The organism is Streptomyces sp. NPDC006516 (assembly GCF_040611875.1).
In the GTDB taxonomy this organism is placed as follows: domain Bacteria; phylum Actinomycetota; class Actinomycetes; order Streptomycetales; family Streptomycetaceae; genus Streptomyces.
In genome coordinates, this window is sequence record NZ_JBEXPD010000017.1 from 65,169 (window position 1) to 84,927 (window position 19,759).

The following is a 19,759-nucleotide window of genomic DNA, read 5'->3' on the forward strand; positions in this document are numbered from 1 at the left end:
GTCCCATCCGTCCGACACGCTCCCGGCGCCCCTGTCAAGCCTCTCCGCGCCCCTCCAATCGCCATTGAGTTGAATGCGAGTTATTCGGCGCACTATCGCTCCGTGGACAGTTCTGATGTGGGCGACACAGTTCCCTGCTGTGCAATGGGCAGGAAAAAGGGAACCGCTGGAGAGGGGCACGGATGAATACAGCGACGAATCGCCGTGTGGTTATCACGGGAATCGGAATCGTGGCTCCCGGTGCCATCGGCGTGAAGCCGTTCTGGGACCTCCTGACGGCGGGCAGGACCGCCACCCGCGCCATCACCACTTTCGATGCTGCCCCCTTTCGTTCCCGTATCGCAGCGGAATGTGATTTCGACGCCGCGGCGGAAGGGCTCACCCCTCGGCAGATACGCCGGATGGACCGGGCCGCGCAATTCGCGGTCGTCGCCGCACGGGAGGGGATCGAGGACAGCGGAATCGACCGTGAGGTCCTCGACGGAGCCCGGATCGGCGTGGTGATCGGTAGTGCCGTCGGCTGCACCACGAGCCTGGAGAACGAGTACGCCGTCGTCAGCGACAGCGGCAGCCGCTGGCTCGTCGACCACACCTACGCCGTGCCCCACCTCTTCGACTACTTCGTGCCCAGTTCCATCGCCGCCGAGGTGGCCCACGACCGCATCGCGGCGGAGGGGCCCGTCTCCCTGGTGTCCACCGGCTGCACCTCCGGCCTCGACGCGGTGGGCCGGGCCGCCGACCTGATCGCCGAGGGCGCCGCCGACGTCATGGTCGGGGGCGCCACCGAAGCGCCCATCTCCCCGATCACCGTGGCCTGCTTCGACGCGATCAAGGCCACAAGTCCCGACAACGACCGGCCGTCCGAGGCCTCCCGGCCCTTCGACCGCACCCGCCGGGGCTTCGTCCTCGGCGAGGGCGCCGCCGTCTTCGTCCTGGAGGAGCGGGAGCACGCCCGCCGCAGGGGCGCCGAGGTGTACGCCGAGATCACCGGCTTCGCCTCCCGCAGCAACGCCTTCCACATGACCGGGCTGCGTCCGGACGGCAAGGAGATGGCGGAGGCGATCCGGGTCGCGCTCGCCGCCGCCCGTATCGGCCCGTCCGCGATCGACTATGTCAACGCCCACGGCTCGGGAACCCGGCAGAACGACCGTCACGAGACCGCGGCCTTCAAGACGAGCCTGGGGGAGCACGCCTACCAGACCCCCGTCAGCAGCATCAAGTCGATGATCGGCCACTCGCTCGGCGCCATCGGCTCCCTGGAGATCGCCGCCTGCGCCCTCGCCATTCGTCACGGCACGGTCCCGCCCACCGCCAATCTGCACGAGCCCGACCCCGACTGCGACCTGGACTACGTCCCCCTGGAGGCACGTTCTCTGCCGGTCGAGAACGTCCTCACGGTCGGCAGCGGATTCGGCGGCTTCCAGAGCGCCATGGTGCTGGCGGGACCCGACGCAGCGGGCCGGGCGGCGGCATGAGCACGGGCACGGACACGGTCGTCACCGGGATGGGGGTGCTCGCCCCCACCGGCCTCGGCCACGACGCCCACTGGGAGAACACCCTGCGCGGCGCCTCGGCCATCGGCCCCGTCACCCGCTTCGACGCCGGTCCCTACCCCAGCCGCCTCGCGGGCGAGATCGCGGACTTCGTCGCCGAGGAGCACCTGCCCAGCCGGCTCCTGCCCCAGACCGACCACATGACGCGGATGGCCCTCGTCGCCTCCGACTGGGCGCTCGCCGACGCAGGGGTCGAACCCGGACAGATGCCGGAGTACGGGGTGGGTGTCGTCACCGCGGCGTCCGCGGGCGGCTTCGAGTTCGGCCACCGGGAGCTGCAGAACCTGTGGGACCGGGGGCCCGAGTACGTCAGCGCCTACCAGTCCTTCGCCTGGTTCTACGCCGTCAACACCGGCCAGATCTCCATCCGGCACGGGCTGCGCGGCCCCGCCGGAGCGATGGTCACCGAACAGGCCGGCGGACTCGACGCCCTCGGACAGGCTCGCCGTCAACTGCGCGGCGGACAGCCGATGGTGCTCGCCGGAGCTGTCGACGGCTCCCCCTGCCCCTGGGGCTGGGTCGCCCGGCTGAGCGGCTCCCGGATGAGCAGGGAGTCCGACCCCGCCCGTGCCTACCGGCCCTTCGACACCGACGCCGCCGGGTACGTGCCCGGAGAGGGCGGCGCCCTGCTCGTCCTGGAGAGCGAGGAGGCCGCGCGGACCCGCGGCGCGCGCAACCGGTACGGCCGGATCGCGGGCTACGCGGCCACCTTCGACCCGCCCCCCGGCTCGGGCCGCCCCACGAACCTCGCACGCGCCGCGCGGGCCGCCCTCGACGACGCGGACCTCACCCCGGGGGAGGTCGACGTGGTCTTCGCGGACGCGGCGGGCACCCCTGAGGAGGACGCCGCCGAGGCCGACGCACTGCGGTGCCTCTTCGGCTCCGGAGGCGTCCCGGTCACCGCGCCCAAGACGATGACCGGCCGGCTGAGTGCCGGCGGCCCGGCCGTCGACGTGGCGACGGCACTCATGAGCCTGCGGGCAGGGGTCATCCCGCCGACCGTCCACGTCTCCCGGCCCTTGCCGGACCACACCCTCGACCTCGTGACCAGTCCGCGCCGGGTCCCGCTCGCCACCGCGCTGATCCTTGCCCGGGGGCAAGGGGGGTTCAACTCGGCCCTGGTCGTGACGGGCCCGGGCTGATCCGACCCGCCCCCGCACCCTCACCCCGACAGGAGACACCGTGATCAAGGACCGACTGACCACCGACAGGCTCATGGAGATCATGCGCGAGTGCGCCGGTGACGGCGACGAGGTCGAGACCGACCGGCATCCCGAGGACATCGAGTTCGCCTCGCTCGGGTACGACTCACTGGCCATGCTGGAGACGCTGAGCAGGCTGGAGCGCGAGTACGGTGTGGCGATCGACGAGGAGGAGTTCGCCGGAGTGACGACCCCGGCCGAACTGACCACCCTGGTGAACCGCGTCCTGGCCGCGGCGGTCTGACCCGGGGGAGCCCAGGTGGCCACCACCGGCCGGTGCCCCTCCCCTCGGCCAGTTCCCTACCGGCTTCGACGAGAGTCCGTCACGCCCCACCTCACCTCGCATGTGTGCGGGTCGGGAGGGGTGTGACGGTGCTTCTTCTGCGGGCTGTCAGATGTCCCGGAACTCATGGACAAAGCTCCTGACCTGTGCAAACGCCCTCTCCCGAAGATCATCTTGCACGGTTGTTGCACAAGCCGAACGGTGCAGGAGTCACGCGGCCCTGGTGTAGGCGCTCCGGACCGCGATGCGGACCTTGGAACCGGCTCCCACGACCCGGTGCACGTATTTACGCAGGGTAAACGCGGGATCGGCGTGTCCGAGGCGGTCCGCAAGCGTGTACACGTCTACCCCGCCGTTGATCATCATCGACGCGTACAGGTGTCGGAGCGCGTGCATCATTACGTCGCGGGACTTCTCCCAGCGTCGTCCCTTCGCATCGGGCTCAAGGGGCTTGATGAGGCCGGCCGACGCCAGGGCGGGCTTCCAGCGGTAGGAGTTGAACCAATTCGACTGAATGGCGGTCTTCTCCCGGGTGTAGAAGATCAGCCGCACCGTGACCGGGTCGCCACCGCTGCTGCCCCACGGACGGGTCACCTCGACCGGCGGGTACTTCTGCATGTGCTCGCGCAGGGGGATGGCCACGTCATCGGTCAGCTCGACCCACCGGTCCTTCGGGTCCTCGTCGCCTCCGCCCTTGGGGAGGGCGTATACGAGGAACGAGCCGTCGTGGACTACTTGCCGTTGCACGTGCACCATGGCGCCGTCCGGATGTGCCCAGTCGATATCCTCTGGCGACAGGCCGAATATCTCTCCTTGCCGAAGACCCAGGCCGCGACCACAGTCGACGAGTGCTTTATAGCGGTCGGGAAGTTCGGCACGGATCTTCTCAGTGTCCTCCCATGTCAGGGTCAGCTCTGCCCGGCCGCCACCTCCTCGCTTCGGCTTGGCGTCCTGCACCGATTTGGCGAGGCACGGATTTTTGTGTATCAGGCTGTCGTCCACGGCCAGGTCAAAGACGGCCCGAAGATTGTCGAAGACCAGGCGCAGCGTGGAACTTTCGAGCAGCCTGCGACGGTCGTGCAGCCAGTCCAGCAAAGATGAGGCGTTCACGTCCTTTACGCGCATCTTCCCAACTGCGGTAGGAACGACGTGCAGGAGAATCCGCTCCTTGTGACGTCGGTAAGTCCGTAAATTCTTGTGTTCGTGCCCCTTGAGCCACGTGAGGGCGAGTTCACCGACCCTGACCTCACCGGCGCGAGGGTTGATGTACGAGCCGTCGTCCACTCCGGACCGCATCTTGGTCTCGTGCCTGCGGGCTTCGACCTCGGTACGGAACAGCTCCGTCTGCTGGACATCTTCCCGGTTGCGCCATCGGGCCTGCCACCGCTTCCCGTCCCGTGATCCCGCGTCGGGACTTTGCCGTGTTCCTTGCAGGTCGACTCCCCGCCTTTCGGGCGCGACTTGTGCCAGCGGTCGTACGGCATCGACTCAACTCCTAGTTTTCAACGGCCCTTTGAGTCTATTTTTGGACTCTTTTTAATCAACAGGACCATCGTCGACGGCGAGCGAGGTTGTCTGCCCGTTCATCGCGCCCTGAGTGAATTGGATGTTGATCCAGGCGAGCTGAAGATGTCAAATTCATTCTTGGGGTCTTCGCGACAAAGGGTGCAGAGTGCAGAGAAGATTTTACCTAGGCGAATGCTCGCTGAGGATTCGACGAGGGCTCGCCGAACCCTCAGCGAAGATTCGCCGGTGTCCTTCGAGGGTTCGCAAGAGTCGTAGGCGTTTCGTCGTAAGGCCCTCTGTTTGGTCCGGCCGGAATTTAATGCAAACGTTCCGTGCACCACCACGGCGGAATACCGCTCACGTGGTTCTTTCCTGCTCGCTTCGAACCGTTCTGGAGTGCCCATGCGTCGAACCACTGCCCGCGCGGAAGAAGCCGCTGGCGCGGGGGACCGTTGTCCCTTGATGAGCGCGGAGGAGCTGGCCGACTTCCTGGGCGTACCTCTGAACACGGTCTACATATGGAATCACCGAGACCAGGGTCCGCGAGCCCACAAGGTCGGCCGCTATTTGCGCTACCGCTGGTCGGAGGTAGAGGCATGGCTGGAAGCTCAAGCAGTGAATCGCGCGACCTGATCGGCCAAGATTGGCTGGTGCTCTTGTCCTTGGTCGGGCGACAGAACCCGGCGTACAGCCCGACTCGTCTGCCGCCACCAGCGGCTTTGCCTGAGTAGGGGCCTCTGACCTGCGTCGGAGGCCCTTTCCGGGCTTTCAGTGGCTTGCTGTTTTAGGCGACAAAAAGCCTCTCGAAAGTCCCTCGGACAGCGCTGAAAGTCCCTGAAAAGTCCCTGGGAAACCGAGGTTCAGAGCGGGGCCGGTGCGAACGGAAGGTGTCCTGCCAGTGCGCCGCGTTTGCGTACCGGACCGTAGTGCGGCCAGTTGGGCGGAGTCGGGGAAGGACCAGGGTGCGGGGGCGACGTACCCGAAGGGCGATCCGGTACGGCCGGACGGTTTGCGGGTTGATGAACCGCCACCCGCCGCATTGTGCGGCCTCTGTGGAATCGGCGGCCAGGCAGGCGAGGGCGAACCCAAGTCGGCCGGAGGCTCGAAGGCCAGCAGGCGAGGACGAGAAGCCTTTCGCAGGCCCACCCCACCGTACGGCCGTACTTCCGTGACCTCACGCCGACGGACACGGAGCGGCTCCGCCTGGGGCCGGAGGCGGGCAGGGCGCCGACAGGACAGCCTTCATGTCGGCTCGGGCGCGATCCGGTCGTGAGCGATGCCGAACAGTGCGCTGTCGGTATCGGCCTGGTTCGCTGAGCGGAAAGCTGAGTCGGCAGGCCGCCCTAGGTTGGCGTTGCAGCGCTTCCCTGGCACCGCACCTCGCAAGCAGACACCGCTGTCGCCCACCACCTCCGTACATCTCGCGCGCACCGGGACAGCCTGCGTCGGGTCTACCCGTGCCCGGATTGGCGCTCCTGCTTCAGCAGACCTTGCCGACGGTGTGGTGATGCGCCCGCACGCGGAGGCCGCTCGCTCGCGGGGTACTGCGGAACCCGTCGGCCCGCGGCGCGCGTACAGACGAAAGGACCTCCATGCACCGGCTGCTGAGTGAATCCATCCGCACCCCGGTCTCGCCCGGGGAAGACCCTCCTGGCCCCCGGCCACCGCTGGTGCCGAGGGAGGTCACCGGTCTCGACCTCGCAGGCGGTGTAATCCTGCAGTACACCGGCCTCCTCCCTTCTCTTGTCCTGGCGCCGGCCCTGATAACCGCCACGGCACCGGCCACACAGCGGCTCCTCGCGACCGACACCGCCCGGATATGGCCACGGTCGTGAAGCGCGCCGAAGTCTCAGCCTGGGCTCCGCTGGCCGTCCGGGTCTTTCGCGCTCTGTGGATCGCGCAACTGGTCTCCAACACCGGCAGCTGGATGCAGACGGTCGGCGCGCAATGGCTGCTCGTCGGCCACAGCGCGGCGCTGGTGACGCTCGTGCAGACAGCGGCGAGCCTCCCGATCGTTCTGTTCGCCCTGCCTTCTGGTGTGCTGGCCGATCGCTACGATCGCCGGTCGGTGATCCTGGCGGCCCAGTTCACCATGCTCACGGTCTCCACCGCACTGGCGGTGCTGGCCTTCCGGGACGCGCTCACCCCACCGCTGTTGCTTGGCCTCACCTTCCTCCTGGGATGTGGAACGGCCCTCATGGGACCGGCCTGGCAGGCCATCCAGCCGGAATTGGTCGAACGGGACCAGTTGGGGCAAGCCGCCGCACTGGGTGCCGTGAACATGAATCTTGCTCGCGCGGTCGGGCCGGCCCTCGGCGGCGTCTTGGTCGCTGCAGCCGGCGCGGGCTGGGTCTTCGCGTTCAACGCGCTCTCCTACCTCGGTATCGCCACCGTCCTGCTGCTGTGGAAACGCCCCCGGACGACACGGCCACCTTCAGGAAAGCCGGGTCTGTTGGCAGCCGTGCTCGCAGGACGTCGCTATGTCTGGCACGCACCCGGCGTACGTCGGGTCCTCGTGCGTACGGTCTTGTTCATTCCTGGTGGGGCAGCACTGTGGTCACTTCTCCCGCTTGTGGCAAGCCGTTCCCTGGGGTTGGGTTCCGGAGGCTACGGACTCTTGCTCGGGGCGGTCGGGATCGGCGCTGTGAGCGGAGCCTTCGTGTTGCCCCGCCTCCGTCGAATGCTGGGCGCCAACGGCGTCTTGGCTGGGGGAGCAGTCGTGTTCTCGGTCTCCCTCGCTGTGTTGGCCGTAACCCGCTCCCCGTGGATCGCGGCGGGCTCGCTGCTGCCCGCGGGCCTCGCCTGGATCAGCGTCCTGTCCACCCTCAACGCGGCAATCCAGCAGCGGTTGCCCGGGTGGGTCAGGGCTCGCGGGCTCGCCTTCTATCTGGTGGTCTTCCAAGGGGGGCAGGCGCTGACGGCACCGCTGTGGGGCGCGCTTGCTGACGGACTGGGGCTGACGGCCTCCCTGCTCACCGGCGCGGGCCTGTTGCTCGTGGCGGCCGTGAGCGTGCGATGGTGGCCGCTGCACACGACTGCCGGCATCGATCCGCAGCTCTCCGACCACTGGCCCACCCCGCCCCTGGTGTTTGCACCAGGACCGGCCGACGGCCCCGTGCTCGTCTCCCTCACCTACCGGGTCGCCTCCGGTGATCAGGCCGCCTTCACACGCCGCATGCAGGACCTCGCCCGTTCGAGGCGCCGCACGGGCGCACTCACCTGGGGTCTGTACCAGGACGGTCGCCATCCTGACCGGTTCACCGAGCACTATCTGGTCGCGTCCTGGTCGGAGCATCTGGCTCAGCATCACGGCCGTCTCACCGCCACCGACCGCCACATCGAGGAGCGTGTCCACCGACTTCTCGTACCGGGGACACGCCCAGAGGTGAGGCATGCCTTCGACGCGTCGGCCGGCCCCGCGGTCACAGCCATCGCAGACCGGGAACGGGTGACTGCCGAAGAAGCGTAGGCAGCCAGCCTCTGCCCCGTCGCCAGGAGCTCCGCATACGTGCGGAGCACAGGTGCGTGCCGCCGCAGATCGGGCGGCACGAGCGAGCTCATCGCGGACGAGGACGGAGCGCCGTCTTCGAGGATGTTGAAGGCGGCACCGTCGGTCATACCGTCGTCGAGAAAGGCTCGTGGCTGGAGGCGACCCGCCGGTGCGGACCCTGCACGTGCGCGACCCGTCGCCCCGGTTCGCCGCGTTATGGGCCGGACGGACCCGCCCGCGCTAAAAGGCGGCACCACCGCACGAATCGGTGGTGCCGCCTTCTGCCGGTGATCGCCATGACGACCGTCGTCCTCAGCACGCGATAGCACGCGATCGCCGGAACGACGCCGACGCATCGTCGCTCGGGCATACTGAGGTGCTCGGGTCAGTCGGTGCCGAGCGCCGTGCGCAGGGTGGCGACGGCGAGGGTGATGGCGGCCTGGGCAGCGTGGGTCTCGCGCAGGGCGTTGAGCATCACGAAGTCGTGGATGACGCCCTGGAGGCGGACCGCAGTCACCGGGACACCGGCTTCGCGGAGCTTGTTGGCGTAGGCCTCGCCCTCGTCGCGCAGGACATCGGCCTCACCGGTGATGACCAGGGCCGCGGGCAGGCCGGTGAGCTGCTCGGTGGTGGCGCGCAGCGGCGAGGCCGTGATCTGGGCGCGTTCGGACTCGTCGGTCGTGTACTGGTCCCAGAACCACTGCATGCCGTCGCGACGCAGGAAGTAGCCGGTCGCGAACTGGTGGTACGAAGCTGTGTCGAAGTTCGCATCGGTGACGGGGTAGAACAGCACCTGCTGGACCAGGGGGAGGTCGCCGCGCTGCTTGGCCATCAGGGTAAGGGCGGCCGCCATGTTGCCGCCGACCGAGTCGCCGACCACGGCGAGCCGTGCGGCGTCCAGGTTCTTGGTGGCGCCCTGCTCGACGATCCACCGGGCGACAGTGTAATTCTGCTCGATGGCGACGGGGTAGCGTGCCTCGGGCGAGAGGTCGTACTCGGGGAAGACAACCGCAGCGCGGGCGCCGACGGCGAGCTCGCGTACGAGGCGGTCGTGGGTGTGTGCGTTGCCGAACACCCAGCCGGCGCCGTGTATGTAGAGGATCACCGGGAGGGTGCCTTGGGCGCCGGCCGGCTTGACGATCCGGGCACGGACGCTGCCGGTGGGACCGCCTGAGACGGTGATCCACTCCTCGTCGACGTCCGGCTTGGCAATGTCCCCGGACTGCACCTCGTCGACGGCCTTGCGCCCCTCGACGGGACCGAGGTCGAAGAGGTAAGGCGGGTTGGCGGTAGCCCCGGCAAACGCCTGGGCGGCGGCTTCCAGCACCGGCGGAACCGGCTCGAAGTTGTCGGACATGATGTCTCCTGTTGCTGTGCGTTGTGCTGTCCCTGCACGCTAAAACCGTCCTGAGGCGGGACATGTTCTGCACGCGCACACGTTCTGTCCACAAAGCGCACGGAGCGCCCGCGCACACCGAGCGCAGGGAGCGCGCCCACGAAGCAGAGTGCGTCCGCAGATGGGGCGGCGGTTCTCAAGGGCCCGCTCGCTGCTCCCCGCCGCTTACGCGGAAGCCGGCAGTCAACCAGGCGCAGGGTTCGCGATGACTACGCCCCGCATGGCCGCGACCGCGAGGGCGCTGTCTGCCATGACTACGAACTCACGGCGCACCTGGCCGGCATTCCAACCATGTGTCCCGTCGGCTGCCTCTGCGCCGGCGCGTAGTTCCTCGAAGAGCAAGAGGGTGTGCACGATCAGGCTATTCGTCCCCCTCGTCGCGTTCTAGCGTTCAGGAGTCGACGGAACGCCCGGCATCGGGGACACACAAGTGAGCGGCACCTCTTCGAGTTAGCCCCTTCTTGGTTCGCGACCGAGGCCACCGCCGGTTGCCCAGCCGAATACGCCTCATCAGCAGTGCTTCATGACCTTGCACGGACCGGCCGGCCGATGAGCGAGGCGTCCGCGCCACATGTGCGCATGCCACGCCGGGGCATCCTCCACCTGCCGTCCAAGCACCGCGATGCGTACTGCCGCCCCGAAGGTCACCCAGGCCTCAGCGTGTGGCGTCACCTCATCGAACCGACCACAAGTCCTGACTCCGCGAGCCTCGACTCGCATCCACCACCCTTCTGCAGGAGACACACCATGCCTCGTCTTTCTCGCCGCGTCATCGCTGCGGCGTTCACGGCTGTCACAGCCGGAACGCTCGCGTTCGCCGCCCCCACCACGGCCGCACCGCGCACCTCCGTGGCGGCCGATGCCACCCAGCACAGTTCCGTGGCCAAGCCGACGATCGTGCTGGTCCATGGTGCCTGGGCCGACGCCTCCAGCTGGAACCCGGTCATGTCCCGTCTGCAGCACGCCGGCTACACCGTCTACGCACCGCCGAATCCGCTCCGCGGCGTCGCCTCCGACGCGGAGACCATCGCTGACTTCGTGGCCACCATCCCCAGCCCGGTCGTCCTGGTCGGCCACTCCTACGGCGGCATGGTCATCACCAATGCCGCCACCTCGCTGCCCAACGTCAAGGCGCTCGTCTACGACGACGCCTACATACCCGCTCAGAACGAGACCGTGTTCCAGATCAACGCGGCCAAGCCCGGGTCCTGTGTCGGCGTCGACCCTTCGGCGTTCCTCAATCTGGTCCCCTATCCCGGGGCCGCCCCCGGCGATGCCGACGCCTATCTCAAGACCGCGCCCAACGGTGCCTACCAGGGGTTCGACAAGTGCTTCGCCAATGGAGTCCCCAGCGCTCAGGCGAAACTCCTCGCGGCCGGCCAGCGTCCGTTCGCCGTGAGTGCGGGCTCGGAGCCTTCCGGCGACCCGGCGTGGAAGACGCTGCCTTCCTGGGTCGTCGTCGGCACCCAGGACCACGTCATTCCTCCTGCGGAACAGCTCGCCATGGCCAAGCGAGCCGGCTCCCACATCGTCAAGGTGCCGGCCGGTCACCTGTCCTTGATCACCCGTCCGAGCACGGTCGCGGCCACGGTCATAGCAGCTGCACGAGCCACCGGCTGACCAGCTCCCCCTGCCGCGTGTTCGCCTGAACGTGTTGTGACGCGCACTCCGTCCTCGGGAGCTTAGGGCTCCTTCCGGCGGTCGCCGGTCCCGGCGCAGATCGCGGGGCAGGCATGGGCACCCGCGTTGATCACGTGGATGGCCGAAGCGAGCTTCGACGGAAGATGAAGACCCCCGTGTGTGGCGATACAGCTGTGGCGATACAGCGCTCGCCGCACACGGGGATCTTCGTGTCTCACTGTGGTGTCCGAGGTGTCGGCGTCCACCCTCCGTGGGAGGAGCACCCCCATCGGTCCCGCGTACGACCGACTGCCCTCACCGCTGATGCCGATGGGGGCCACTGCTGCAGGGCGGGAGCGGCGGAGTGGTTGACCGGAAGCGCATCGGATCTTGTCGCTCAGCGTACTGATGCGGCCCAGGCGCGTTCCGGGCGTGTCGTCTCGCTATGCTTCCGGCATACCGTGCCCCCGCAGGTCGGGCGCAGGGTTTTGCAGTACGAATCTCTCCGTGCCTGGCTGGCGAGGTCCGACTTTCAGGGGACACAGGCAGGTCGGACCAGGGCGAGGCGCGGTGGAGCATGGTGGCCGAGGAGTCGGTGAAGGCTGGGGGCGAACCGGAATTCGGCTCCACGCTCCGCAGGCTGCGGCTGGAGGCTTCGCTCACCATCGAGGGCCTGGCCGAGGCGTCAGGCGTGAGTGTCCGTGCCATCGGTGACCTCGAGCGGGGAAGACGGGTGGTACCACGACCGCGTACCCTTGCCGCGCTCGCCGGAGGACTGGGGCTATCCGGCCCCGACAGCCGACCTCTCTTCGCCGCGGCCCGCGAGGGCCGTGTCGACGGGTACACACCCATCGGCGTGCAGGCCGTTCCGCGACGCATGCCCGAGTTCGTCGGCAGAGAGCGGGAGCTGGCGCGGCTTGTGCAGCTTGCGGAGGAGATGTCCAGCGGTCAGGTGACGGACGGCCTGGGTGCCCAGCCGGTGATCGCGGCGGTCTCCGGGCTTCCTGGTGCGGGCAAAACGACCCTGGCGCTCCACGCGGCCCGTCGGATGGCGGACCATTTCCCTGATGATCAGGTAGTGGTCGACATGCAGGGACTGAACGCGGAAGCACCTCACGCGGCCGAGCTGATGACCGGTGTGCTGCGAGCCCTCCGGGTCCCGGACAAGGAACTGGTGCGCGTCGGAGCACAGGGCCACATCGAGCTGTACCGGCAGACCCTGGCGGAACGACGTTTCGTACTTGTACTCGACAATGCGCGCGACGAGGCGCAGGTGCGTCCGCTGCTGCCGAGCTCGGGCACCGGCATCGTGGTGGTCACGAGCAGGCGCATGCTGACCGACCTTGAGGGCGTGCACCGTCTGCCCCTCGATGGGTTCGAACCGGGCGAGGCCACGGCGCTGCTGAGTACCTTCCTCGACGAAGAACGCGCGTCCACCGAGGCCGGCGAACTCGAGAAGGTCGCCCAGTACTGCGGTTACCTGCCGCTAGCGCTTCGCCTGGCCGGTAGTTGGCTCGCCGCGCACAGGACATGGCCGGTGCGGCGGCTGGCGGAGCGGCTCGCTCCCGTCGACGGCCGCCTGCAGGTTCTCGCCGCCGGGGACACACGTGTGTCCACGGCGTTCGACCTCTCCTACCGGCAGCTCACCGCCGAAGCCGCCCGCCTGTTCCGGCTGCTCGCCGTGACCCCGGGCCCGGACGTCTCGTCGGCCGGGGCCGCCCGGTTGTCGGGGCAGCATCTCTTCGACGCGGAGGACATCCTGGAGGAGTTGGTGGAAACGGGCTTGCTGGGCGTCGCGGGCGACCGGTACCGCCTGCACGACCTGCTGCGGCTCTACGCCGGGAAGAGACTGCAGGCCGAGGAGGCCCCGGGTGACATCGAGTACGCCCGGACTGCTCTGTGTGAGTGGCTGCTTCGGACCACGGTGGTGGCCGGTCGATGGTTCGAGCCCGGCTACGGGGCTCCGTCCAGCACATCGCGTGAGGATGTCGATCTGTCATCTGCGGAGAAAGCACGCGAGTGGCTGCAGGCGGAGGGGGCAAACTGGCTGGCCGCGTTTCGCGGGGCCGCCAAGGCGGGTGATCACGCTGTCGTGGTGGAGGTTGCCGAGTCCCTGCACTGGTTCTCGGACCAGTGGATATTCTGGGGCCATTGGCCCGAGATATTCGCCACCGCCGCCTCCAGTGCGAAAGCCCTGGGCAATGCCGTCCAGCAGGCAACCCAGCTCAATTACTCGGCATGGGCGCGCCTGACGTGCGAAGGCCGCTGCCGGGACAGCCTGGTCCATTCCGCTCAGGCCCTCGCCCTCGCGGAACGAGCAGGTGACGTCAGCCAACAAGCATGGGCGTATGTCTACCAGGCAGGGGCCCACAGAATGCTCGGCGAATACGCCATAGCGGTCGACCAGTTGTCCTTGGCAAGCCACCTCTTCGCGGAAGACGGTGACATACAGGGCAGTCTGACCACCCTCAACAGCATGGGACAGGCCCTTTCGGTATCCGGTCGGGCCGAGGAATCCTTGCGTGCTTTTCAAGATGCCCTCGCCTTCATCGATGTAGAAGGTGACCGCCTGGAGGAGAATTCGGTTCTGGCTTATCTGGCAGGAATCCACGGGGGTATGGCGGTGGCATTCGAGGAACTGGGGAGGAAAGGCGAGGCGATTTCCTCCCTGCGGAAGTCGGTGGACCTGAGCCGGAAGAACGGCAATACAGGACTCGAAAGTCGCCACCTCACGTCGATGGGCAGAATTCTGCTCGACGTGGGGCGTACGGCAGAAGCGCGGGAGCTATTCGCACGCGTTGTCTCGCTGGGGCCCTACGCCGACCCGCAGGTCGTCCGCGAGGCCACCGCGCATCTCGGCTCCATCGGTGCAGTCGACGCGGAAAGGGAGCACCTCCCGGCCGAGCAGTCCGTTCCGCTCTAGACCTCTGTGCGGGACGCCTGAGAGATACGGCTGCGGTCACTCTGCACTGAACGTCATGAGCGGATGCGCTCCGAGGCAACTCTCGTGCCAGGCCGTGCCTACATTTGGCCGTGCCGAGGCGAAGGGGCCCGCGAGACCGTCGCCGCTGGCGACTTTGGGCAGCGGACGCTGCGCCCTGCCGTGACCTCCCTCGGCGGTGCGAGGTCGGGCTGCCGACCCTGAGCAGCGCCCCCCGCCGCCCATGCCAAGGCACCCCGCCCGACGAGACAGGGAATCTCATGATGAAGTCAAGCCGCTTGAGTGACCGTAGGGGCGGAGGTGAAGATCCGTCCGTCACGCAGTAGCGCCCACAACACTGCCGCCTGCCGACAGGCAAGAGCGATGACGGGCAAGTGGCTCGCCGAGCGCGGTCAGGGATCGCCGACTCGTCATTGTCGATCCTCGCCAGTCGCTTGCGCATTCGCTCTCCTCGGTCCCGACAGCATGCCGTTTGCCCGAGGAACACCTCGCTGCCATCTCGGCAATCAGCGACCGCGCGAAGCGCGCACATTTCAATCAGCAGCCACGCACCGCAAGAGCCGGGCGGCCACTCCTTGTCAGCCGCTGAAGGCCAGACCCCACCAGCCGGACCCGGCTCTCCCGGGCCGGCCAACAACTTACGGAGCCCCCATGAACAAGCCGAACGCGATCGACACGGACGCCCCGCCCAGCGGCACGGGCTGCGTCGAGTGCGAGGACTCGGGATCCTGGTGGTTCCACCTGCGGCGCTGCGCGAACTGCGGTCACATCGGCTGCTGTGACGACTCGCCTTCTCAGCACGCGACCGCGCACGCCCGGACGAGCGGCCACCCGGTCATCCAGAGCTTCGAACCTGGGGAGAGCTGGTTCTGGGACTACGAAACGTCCATCTTGTACGAGAAGGGGCCGCAGCTGGCCCCGCCGCACAGTCACTCCGCCGACCAGCCCGTGCCCGGTCCCGCCGGACGCGTACCGGCTGACTGGGCCACACGCCTGAGGGGTTGACCTCACCCACACGGCGCTGAGCGGCGGACGCGAGCCGACCGCCCGGGCGTGCAGGCCGCACGCCCGGCACAGGTGCAGCGGGAGGCCGCTGGCCGGCTGTACCTGTGCCGGGCGTATGCACCGGCCTTCTCCGTCGCCGGAGAAGGTGAGGGCCGGGAGGGCGCTCGCGCAGCGCGGGGGAGCCCCGGTCAATCGCCCGCGTGTCTCCCTGCCGCGGCCGCTGTCACGCCGCCTTCCGGACCCATGCTGCGCCATTCGCGGGGCGAGAGGCCGTAGGCACCCCGGAACACCCGACTGAAGTGAGCTGGATTGACGAAGCCCCAGCGTTGGGCGATGGCCGCCACGGTGGGCACCGTCCTGCTGCGATGGGCCAGCTCAAGCGCGCACCTCTCCAGTCGGCACCGTTGGATCAACCGGCCGACGGTGACGCCTTCGTCCTCGAAGAGCCGGTGCAGATACCGCACAGAGATCCCCTGCGCCCGCGCCACGGACTCCGGCGACAGCGCGGGGTCGCCCAGATTCTGGTCGATGTGTTCCCGGACGCGCCGCACGAGATGATCGCGCGTGGTCCCATCGCCCTCGATCAGCCCCTCGTGTCGTTCCGTGACCATGGTGGAGAAGAGATCGACAAGACCGTTGACCAGCCCGCCTGTAGCCGTGGCCGAGTACTGGTGAGCGGCGGAGACCACGGTCGTCAGGACAGGCTGCAGGACTGCGGCGCACCCTTGTTCGGTGCCGAATGCGGTGCCGATGGCACTGTCGAGCGACTCGTCCGACAGGTCCAGCGCGCGGCGTGGGATGAGGATCACGTGGGCGCGGAAGCGTTCCGGGCGTTCGAGGAAATACGGCCGTGAAGTGTCGTAGACGAAGAGGTCACCTGGGTCGGCCGTGACCTCGCGTCCTGCCTGGACAAGTACCGTCCGGCCCGTCACCTGGGCGCCGACGGCAACCAGCGGTTCCGGCGACCGCGCGATATGGGTCTTGGTCCGTCTGATGCGATGGGCGTCAGCTTCGACGGTGGAGACCCGCAAGGCACCCACATGATCGGTGAAAAGCCGCCCGGTGAACGGCCCCGCACTGTGCGGCACGACCGTCACGGGCACGAGCCCTCGGCCCACCGCGTTGTGCCATGAAGTGAGCCTCTGTTCCTCGGGAATCTGGGAAGTCAACAGCACCGGGCTCATCCGGCTCCTTTCGAACCGCTGCCATGGGGAAGGCCGCCCGCCGAGCCGCCTTGCGCACGGACCGGGCGGATGACCACCACGTGTCAGGAGCGGGGAACAGGATCCCCGCTGAGGGAGCCGGACAGCAGCTTGTGCTCCGGTTCTCCGCCCTGACCAGCAAAGCTGGCCAAGATGTCCGACTCCAGGCAGTTAATAGGCAGAAAGGTGCACGCGCGCGCGGGAAATCCGGAATGTAGTCGTCTTCCCGTCGGCCGGTGGCGGAGATGAAGGCGCTCGACGGCGGTCGGGTCACCGTGGTGCCGACCTTCGCTCCCCCGACGAAGTGGCCGAAGCCCGTACTTCTAGAAGCAATGGTGGATGCGCTGAGCGACAAGGAGTGATGTGCACATGTTTCTAGGCTGAAGTGCACATAACCAATCAGTTGCTTCTCGGGAGACCCAATGAGTCAACCGCTTACATCGGTCACGTGCGATGTCATGGCCTTCGTCAGTGCCTCGGAAGACCGGAGGGTTCCCCTGCCCAGCCAACTGCGCTACGACCCGACAGATCCTTACGCCGTCCACCTCTCTTTGGGAGCGCCCATGGCCGGGCCGGTGGTCTGGGTGTTCGCGCGTGAGTTGCTGGCCGAGGGGCTGCGCCGGCCGGCCGGCGTCGGAGACGTGCTCGTCTTTCCCCGGCACCGCTGCCTTCCGGACACCATGCGCATAGTCCTGCGGACCCGCGCCGGTGCCGCTCTGGTCGAGCTCCCGGCGTCCGAGGTCACGCGTTTCCTGCGGACCACCGGCGAGTTGGTGCCTCCAGGGACGGAAGGCGCGTACGTCGACATCGACAGTGGACTCGCGCAGCTCACAGGCCGCAGCGACTGACCTGCCCCGGCAGGACCAGGCTCGGGCGGAGACAGACCGCGACCGGTCTCTCCGCCGCTGTGTGCTCGACTTTTTCGTCGCGATGATATTGCCGCGGTCAGCAAGCTGGTGTATTTCGCTCAGCTCTTCCCCTTCGGGGGGAGAGGCCGACCGATCCAGACGCTGACCGTCGCGCGTGATACAGGAGGAGAACAGGAGAGCTAAAATGGGGGACGAAGCCGCTGGTCCCTGTCTACGGCGTACTTCGAATCAGCGCTCGCGGTGCCACTGAGATCGTCCTTCGAAGGCCGGACCACGGCCGACCACGAAGGGAACGGCCAAAGTGAACAGCGAGAGGGAGGTATTCGGGGCGCTGCTGCGACAGCTTCGGCTCGACGCGCACCTGACCATCCAGGGTCTTGCCGACCTGTCGGGAGTGAGCGCCCGGGGCATTGGGGATTTGGAGCGCGGACGGCGCGCCGCCCCGCGGCGGCGCACGGTGGCGGCTCTGGCCGCCGGCCTTGGCCTGGACACGGAACAATGCGGCCGCCTTCTCACGGTGGCGCGCAGGGGACGCGGACCCGCCTCCTCGGCCATGCCCGTCCACAGTTTTCCCCGGCGGACCGACGACTTCGTAGGACGTCTGCCCGAGCTGGTCTCGCTGACGGCATTGGCGGCGGAAGAGGTTTCGCCCGCCGGAGGGGGCGGCTCGGCGCGCGACGGGTCGCAGCCAGTGGTGGTCACCGTAGCCGGACCACCCGGCATGGGGAAGACAGCCCTGGCTCTGCACGCCGCCACGAAGTTGGTACCTCACTTTCCCGACGGCCAGATGGTGCTGGACCTACGTGGCATGGACGAGACCCCTGCCTCGGCGACGGAACTCATGCTAAGTGTCCTCAAGGCATTCCGCGTCGCCGACGGCGAGCTCGTGAAGGCCGGCCCGACGGGACACGCGGCGCTCTACCAGGACCTCCTTGCCGAGCGGCGTTGCCTGCTGATCTTCGACAACGGCTGTGACGAAGAACAAGTGGAGCCATTGCTGCCGGAGCGCGGCCGGAGCATGGTGGTGGTGACGAGCCGGAGAGTGCTCATCGGGCTGCGAAACGTGCACCGGATCTGCCTGAGCGAGTTGGCCCAGCACGAGGCCGTAGCCTTCCTCACCACCGCGATCGGCGAGGAGCGCGCCACACGGGAGGCGTCCGCGCTGCGCGAGGTGGCTCACCTGTGCGGCTACCTACCACTGGCCCTGCGGGTGGCCGGAAGCTGGCTGGCGACCCGGACCGGCTGGACGGTACGCCGCCTGGCCGACCGGCTCGCCTCGGACGAGCACCGCCTCGACTCGCCGGTCGCTGGAGGCAGGAAGGTGTCGGCCGCTTTCGACCTGTCGTACCGGCAGCTCACTCCCGATGCGGCTCGGCTGTTCAGAAGGCTGTCCGTCGTGCCAGGTCCGGATGCCGGGGTGGCCTGCGCCGCGCAGCTTCTCGGACAGGACCTCCCGTCGGCGGAGGACACCCTCGAGGAGCTGGTCGAGGCCGGGCTGCTCGGCCCCCGAGGCGACCGGTTCCGCTTGCACGATCTGTTGCGTCTGTACGCGAGCGGCCGCCTCGAAGCGGAGGAAGGGCATGAGGAGGCGGAGCGGGTAAGGGGCGGCCTGTACCGCTGGCTGCTGGAGACCACCATTGTTGCCGGCCGGTGGTTCGAGCCCGGCCACGGGGCGCCACCAGCCCACTGGCGCGGGCTTGTGGACCTGTCCTCCGCCGCACTGGCCCGGCAATGGCTGCAGATCCAGGGGGCCAACTGGCTGGCAGCTCTGCGCGCCGCGGCGCAGGCCGGCGAGCACCCGCTGGTGGTGGAGGTGGCGGAGTCCCTGCACTGGTTCTCGGACCAGTGGGTCTTCTGGGGCCATTGGCCCGAGGTGTACGACATGGCTGCCCGGAGCGCAGGTCTCCTGGGCGACGAGGTCATGCGTGCCACTCATCTCAACTACTACGCCTGGGCACTCATCGTGTGCGAGAGCCGCCCCGAGGCTGGTCTTCCCGTGGCCTCCCAGGCGCTGGCGGCGGCGCTTCGGGAGGGCGACGTACCGCAACAGGCGTGGGCTCACTACTACCAGGGGTGGGCGCACCGGAGCATGGAACGATTCGCGGAGGCCGCCGAACAGTACGGCCGTGCCACGCCGCTGTTCGCCTCGACCGGCGATCACCACGGCAGCCTCTGGGCCCGGCACGGCTGCTGCAGCAACCTTCTGTCGCAGGGCGAGGGAGCCGCCGCCCTTGCTGCCTATCAGCAGACTCTCACGATGCTGGAGGACGCCGGCGATCTCATCGAAACGCACATCGCCGCGGCGGCACGCATCAGCATCGAATCCGGGATCGGCAGAAGTTATGCGCTGTTGGAGAAGTGGGACGACGCTGTCACGCACATCCGGCGCGCAGTGCGTCTCTCCGACGCTCTCGGGAACCTTTCGCTCCGCAGCATTCACCTTCTCCACCTGGGCGAGGTCCTTTTGTCCCAGGGCCGCGAGGAGGAGGCGCATGAGGCATTCCGCGCATGCGTCGCACTCGGCTCCGACGCGGACCCGGTACGTCTCGCCGAAGCGAGCGCGCGGCTCGCCCGCCTCAACACAAAGGCGGTGCGGCACCGCTACGAGCGGGGTGATTGAGGCTCCCCCTCACCCGGGCGATCCGTGGCGAACGCGGTGCGGTGAGGGCGCGGAGGGAACAGAGAGCATGCA

The 19,759-nt window shown here is 68.1% G+C and carries 14 protein-coding genes; 11 read left to right on the forward strand and 3 right to left on the reverse strand.

Annotated elements, in window-relative coordinates; all coding sequences use genetic code 11:
• Positions 1 to 182 precede the first annotated feature (182 nt).
• Genes ABZY45_RS31555 through ABZY45_RS31565 form a run of 3 tightly spaced genes read left to right on the forward strand, consistent with a single transcriptional unit; the run spans position 183 to position 2,999 of the window.
• Complete coding sequence (locus ABZY45_RS31555; protein ID WP_356745548.1) at positions 183 to 1,475, forward strand: beta-ketoacyl-[acyl-carrier-protein] synthase family protein; 1,293 nt, start codon at positions 183 to 185, stop codon at positions 1,473 to 1,475.
• Entirely contained in the window at positions 1,472 to 2,695 is a 1,224-nt protein-coding gene (locus tag ABZY45_RS31560; protein ID WP_356745550.1) for a ketosynthase chain-length factor, read from the forward strand. Before ABZY45_RS31555 ends, ABZY45_RS31560 begins: the two co-directional genes overlap by 4 nt.
• A 40-nt stretch (positions 2,696 to 2,735) precedes the next feature.
• The gene (locus ABZY45_RS31565) at positions 2,736 to 2,999 is read left to right on the forward strand and encodes an acyl carrier protein (RefSeq protein WP_356745552.1); all 264 of its coding nucleotides are present in this window, start codon (positions 2,736 to 2,738) and stop codon (positions 2,997 to 2,999) included.
• A gap of 249 nt (positions 3,000 to 3,248) precedes the next feature.
• Here the strand turns inward: ABZY45_RS31565 and ABZY45_RS31570 are convergent, their stop codons facing one another.
• Entirely contained in the window at positions 3,249 to 4,322 is a 1,074-nt protein-coding gene (locus ABZY45_RS31570) for a site-specific integrase (RefSeq protein ID WP_356745554.1), read from the reverse strand.
• A gap of 684 nt (positions 4,323 to 5,006) precedes the next feature.
• Between ABZY45_RS31570 and ABZY45_RS31575 the strand changes: the two genes are divergently transcribed.
• Complete coding sequence (locus ABZY45_RS31575; RefSeq protein ID WP_356745556.1) at positions 5,007 to 5,177, forward strand: helix-turn-helix domain-containing protein; 171 nt, start codon at positions 5,007 to 5,009, stop codon at positions 5,175 to 5,177.
• Between the two features lie 1,186 nt (positions 5,178 to 6,363).
• Positions 6,364 to 8,013, forward strand: a complete 1,650-nt coding sequence (locus ABZY45_RS31580; protein WP_356745558.1) for an MFS transporter — start codon at positions 6,364 to 6,366, stop codon at positions 8,011 to 8,013.
• 406 nt (positions 8,014 to 8,419) lie between these two features.
• Here ABZY45_RS31580 and ABZY45_RS31585 read toward each other — a convergent pair whose 3' ends face one another.
• Positions 8,420 to 9,391, reverse strand: a complete 972-nt coding sequence (locus tag ABZY45_RS31585; RefSeq protein WP_356745560.1) for an alpha/beta hydrolase — start codon at positions 9,389 to 9,391, stop codon at positions 8,420 to 8,422.
• Positions 9,392 to 10,177: 786 nt separating this feature from the next.
• On the opposite strand from ABZY45_RS31585, the gene ABZY45_RS31590 reads away from it, so the two are divergent.
• From ABZY45_RS31590 to ABZY45_RS31600, 3 genes are all read left to right on the forward strand, one after another.
• On the forward strand, positions 10,178 to 11,050 hold the full coding sequence (locus ABZY45_RS31590; protein WP_356745562.1) for an alpha/beta hydrolase: 873 nt from the start codon (positions 10,178 to 10,180) through the stop codon (positions 11,048 to 11,050).
• Between the two features lie 577 nt (positions 11,051 to 11,627).
• Positions 11,628 to 13,973, forward strand: a complete 2,346-nt coding sequence (locus ABZY45_RS31595) for a helix-turn-helix domain-containing protein (RefSeq protein WP_356745564.1) — start codon at positions 11,628 to 11,630, stop codon at positions 13,971 to 13,973.
• 669 nt (positions 13,974 to 14,642) lie between these two features.
• The gene (locus ABZY45_RS31600; protein ID WP_356745566.1) at positions 14,643 to 14,996 is read left to right on the forward strand and encodes a UBP-type zinc finger domain-containing protein; all 354 of its coding nucleotides are present in this window, start codon (positions 14,643 to 14,645) and stop codon (positions 14,994 to 14,996) included.
• 188 nt (positions 14,997 to 15,184) lie between these two features.
• Here the strand turns inward: ABZY45_RS31600 and ABZY45_RS31605 are convergent, their stop codons facing one another.
• Entirely contained in the window at positions 15,185 to 16,180 is a 996-nt protein-coding gene (locus ABZY45_RS31605; RefSeq protein ID WP_356745568.1) for a helix-turn-helix domain-containing protein, read from the reverse strand.
• Between the two features lie 254 nt (positions 16,181 to 16,434).
• On the opposite strand from ABZY45_RS31605, the gene ABZY45_RS31610 reads away from it, so the two are divergent.
• From ABZY45_RS31610 to ABZY45_RS31620, 3 genes are all read left to right on the forward strand, one after another.
• Positions 16,435 to 16,560, forward strand: coding sequence for a hypothetical protein (locus ABZY45_RS31610; protein ID WP_356745570.1), 126 nt, complete (start codon positions 16,435 to 16,437; stop codon positions 16,558 to 16,560).
• Positions 16,561 to 16,656: 96 nt separating this feature from the next.
• The gene (locus ABZY45_RS31615) at positions 16,657 to 17,046 is read left to right on the forward strand and encodes an SsgA family sporulation/cell division regulator (protein WP_356745572.1); all 390 of its coding nucleotides are present in this window, start codon (positions 16,657 to 16,659) and stop codon (positions 17,044 to 17,046) included.
• Positions 17,047 to 17,368: 322 nt separating this feature from the next.
• A complete protein-coding gene (locus tag ABZY45_RS31620; RefSeq protein WP_356745574.1) occupies positions 17,369 to 19,687 on the forward strand; it encodes a tetratricopeptide repeat protein in 2,319 nt (772 codons plus the stop codon).
• Positions 19,688 to 19,759: the final 72 nt, after the last annotated feature.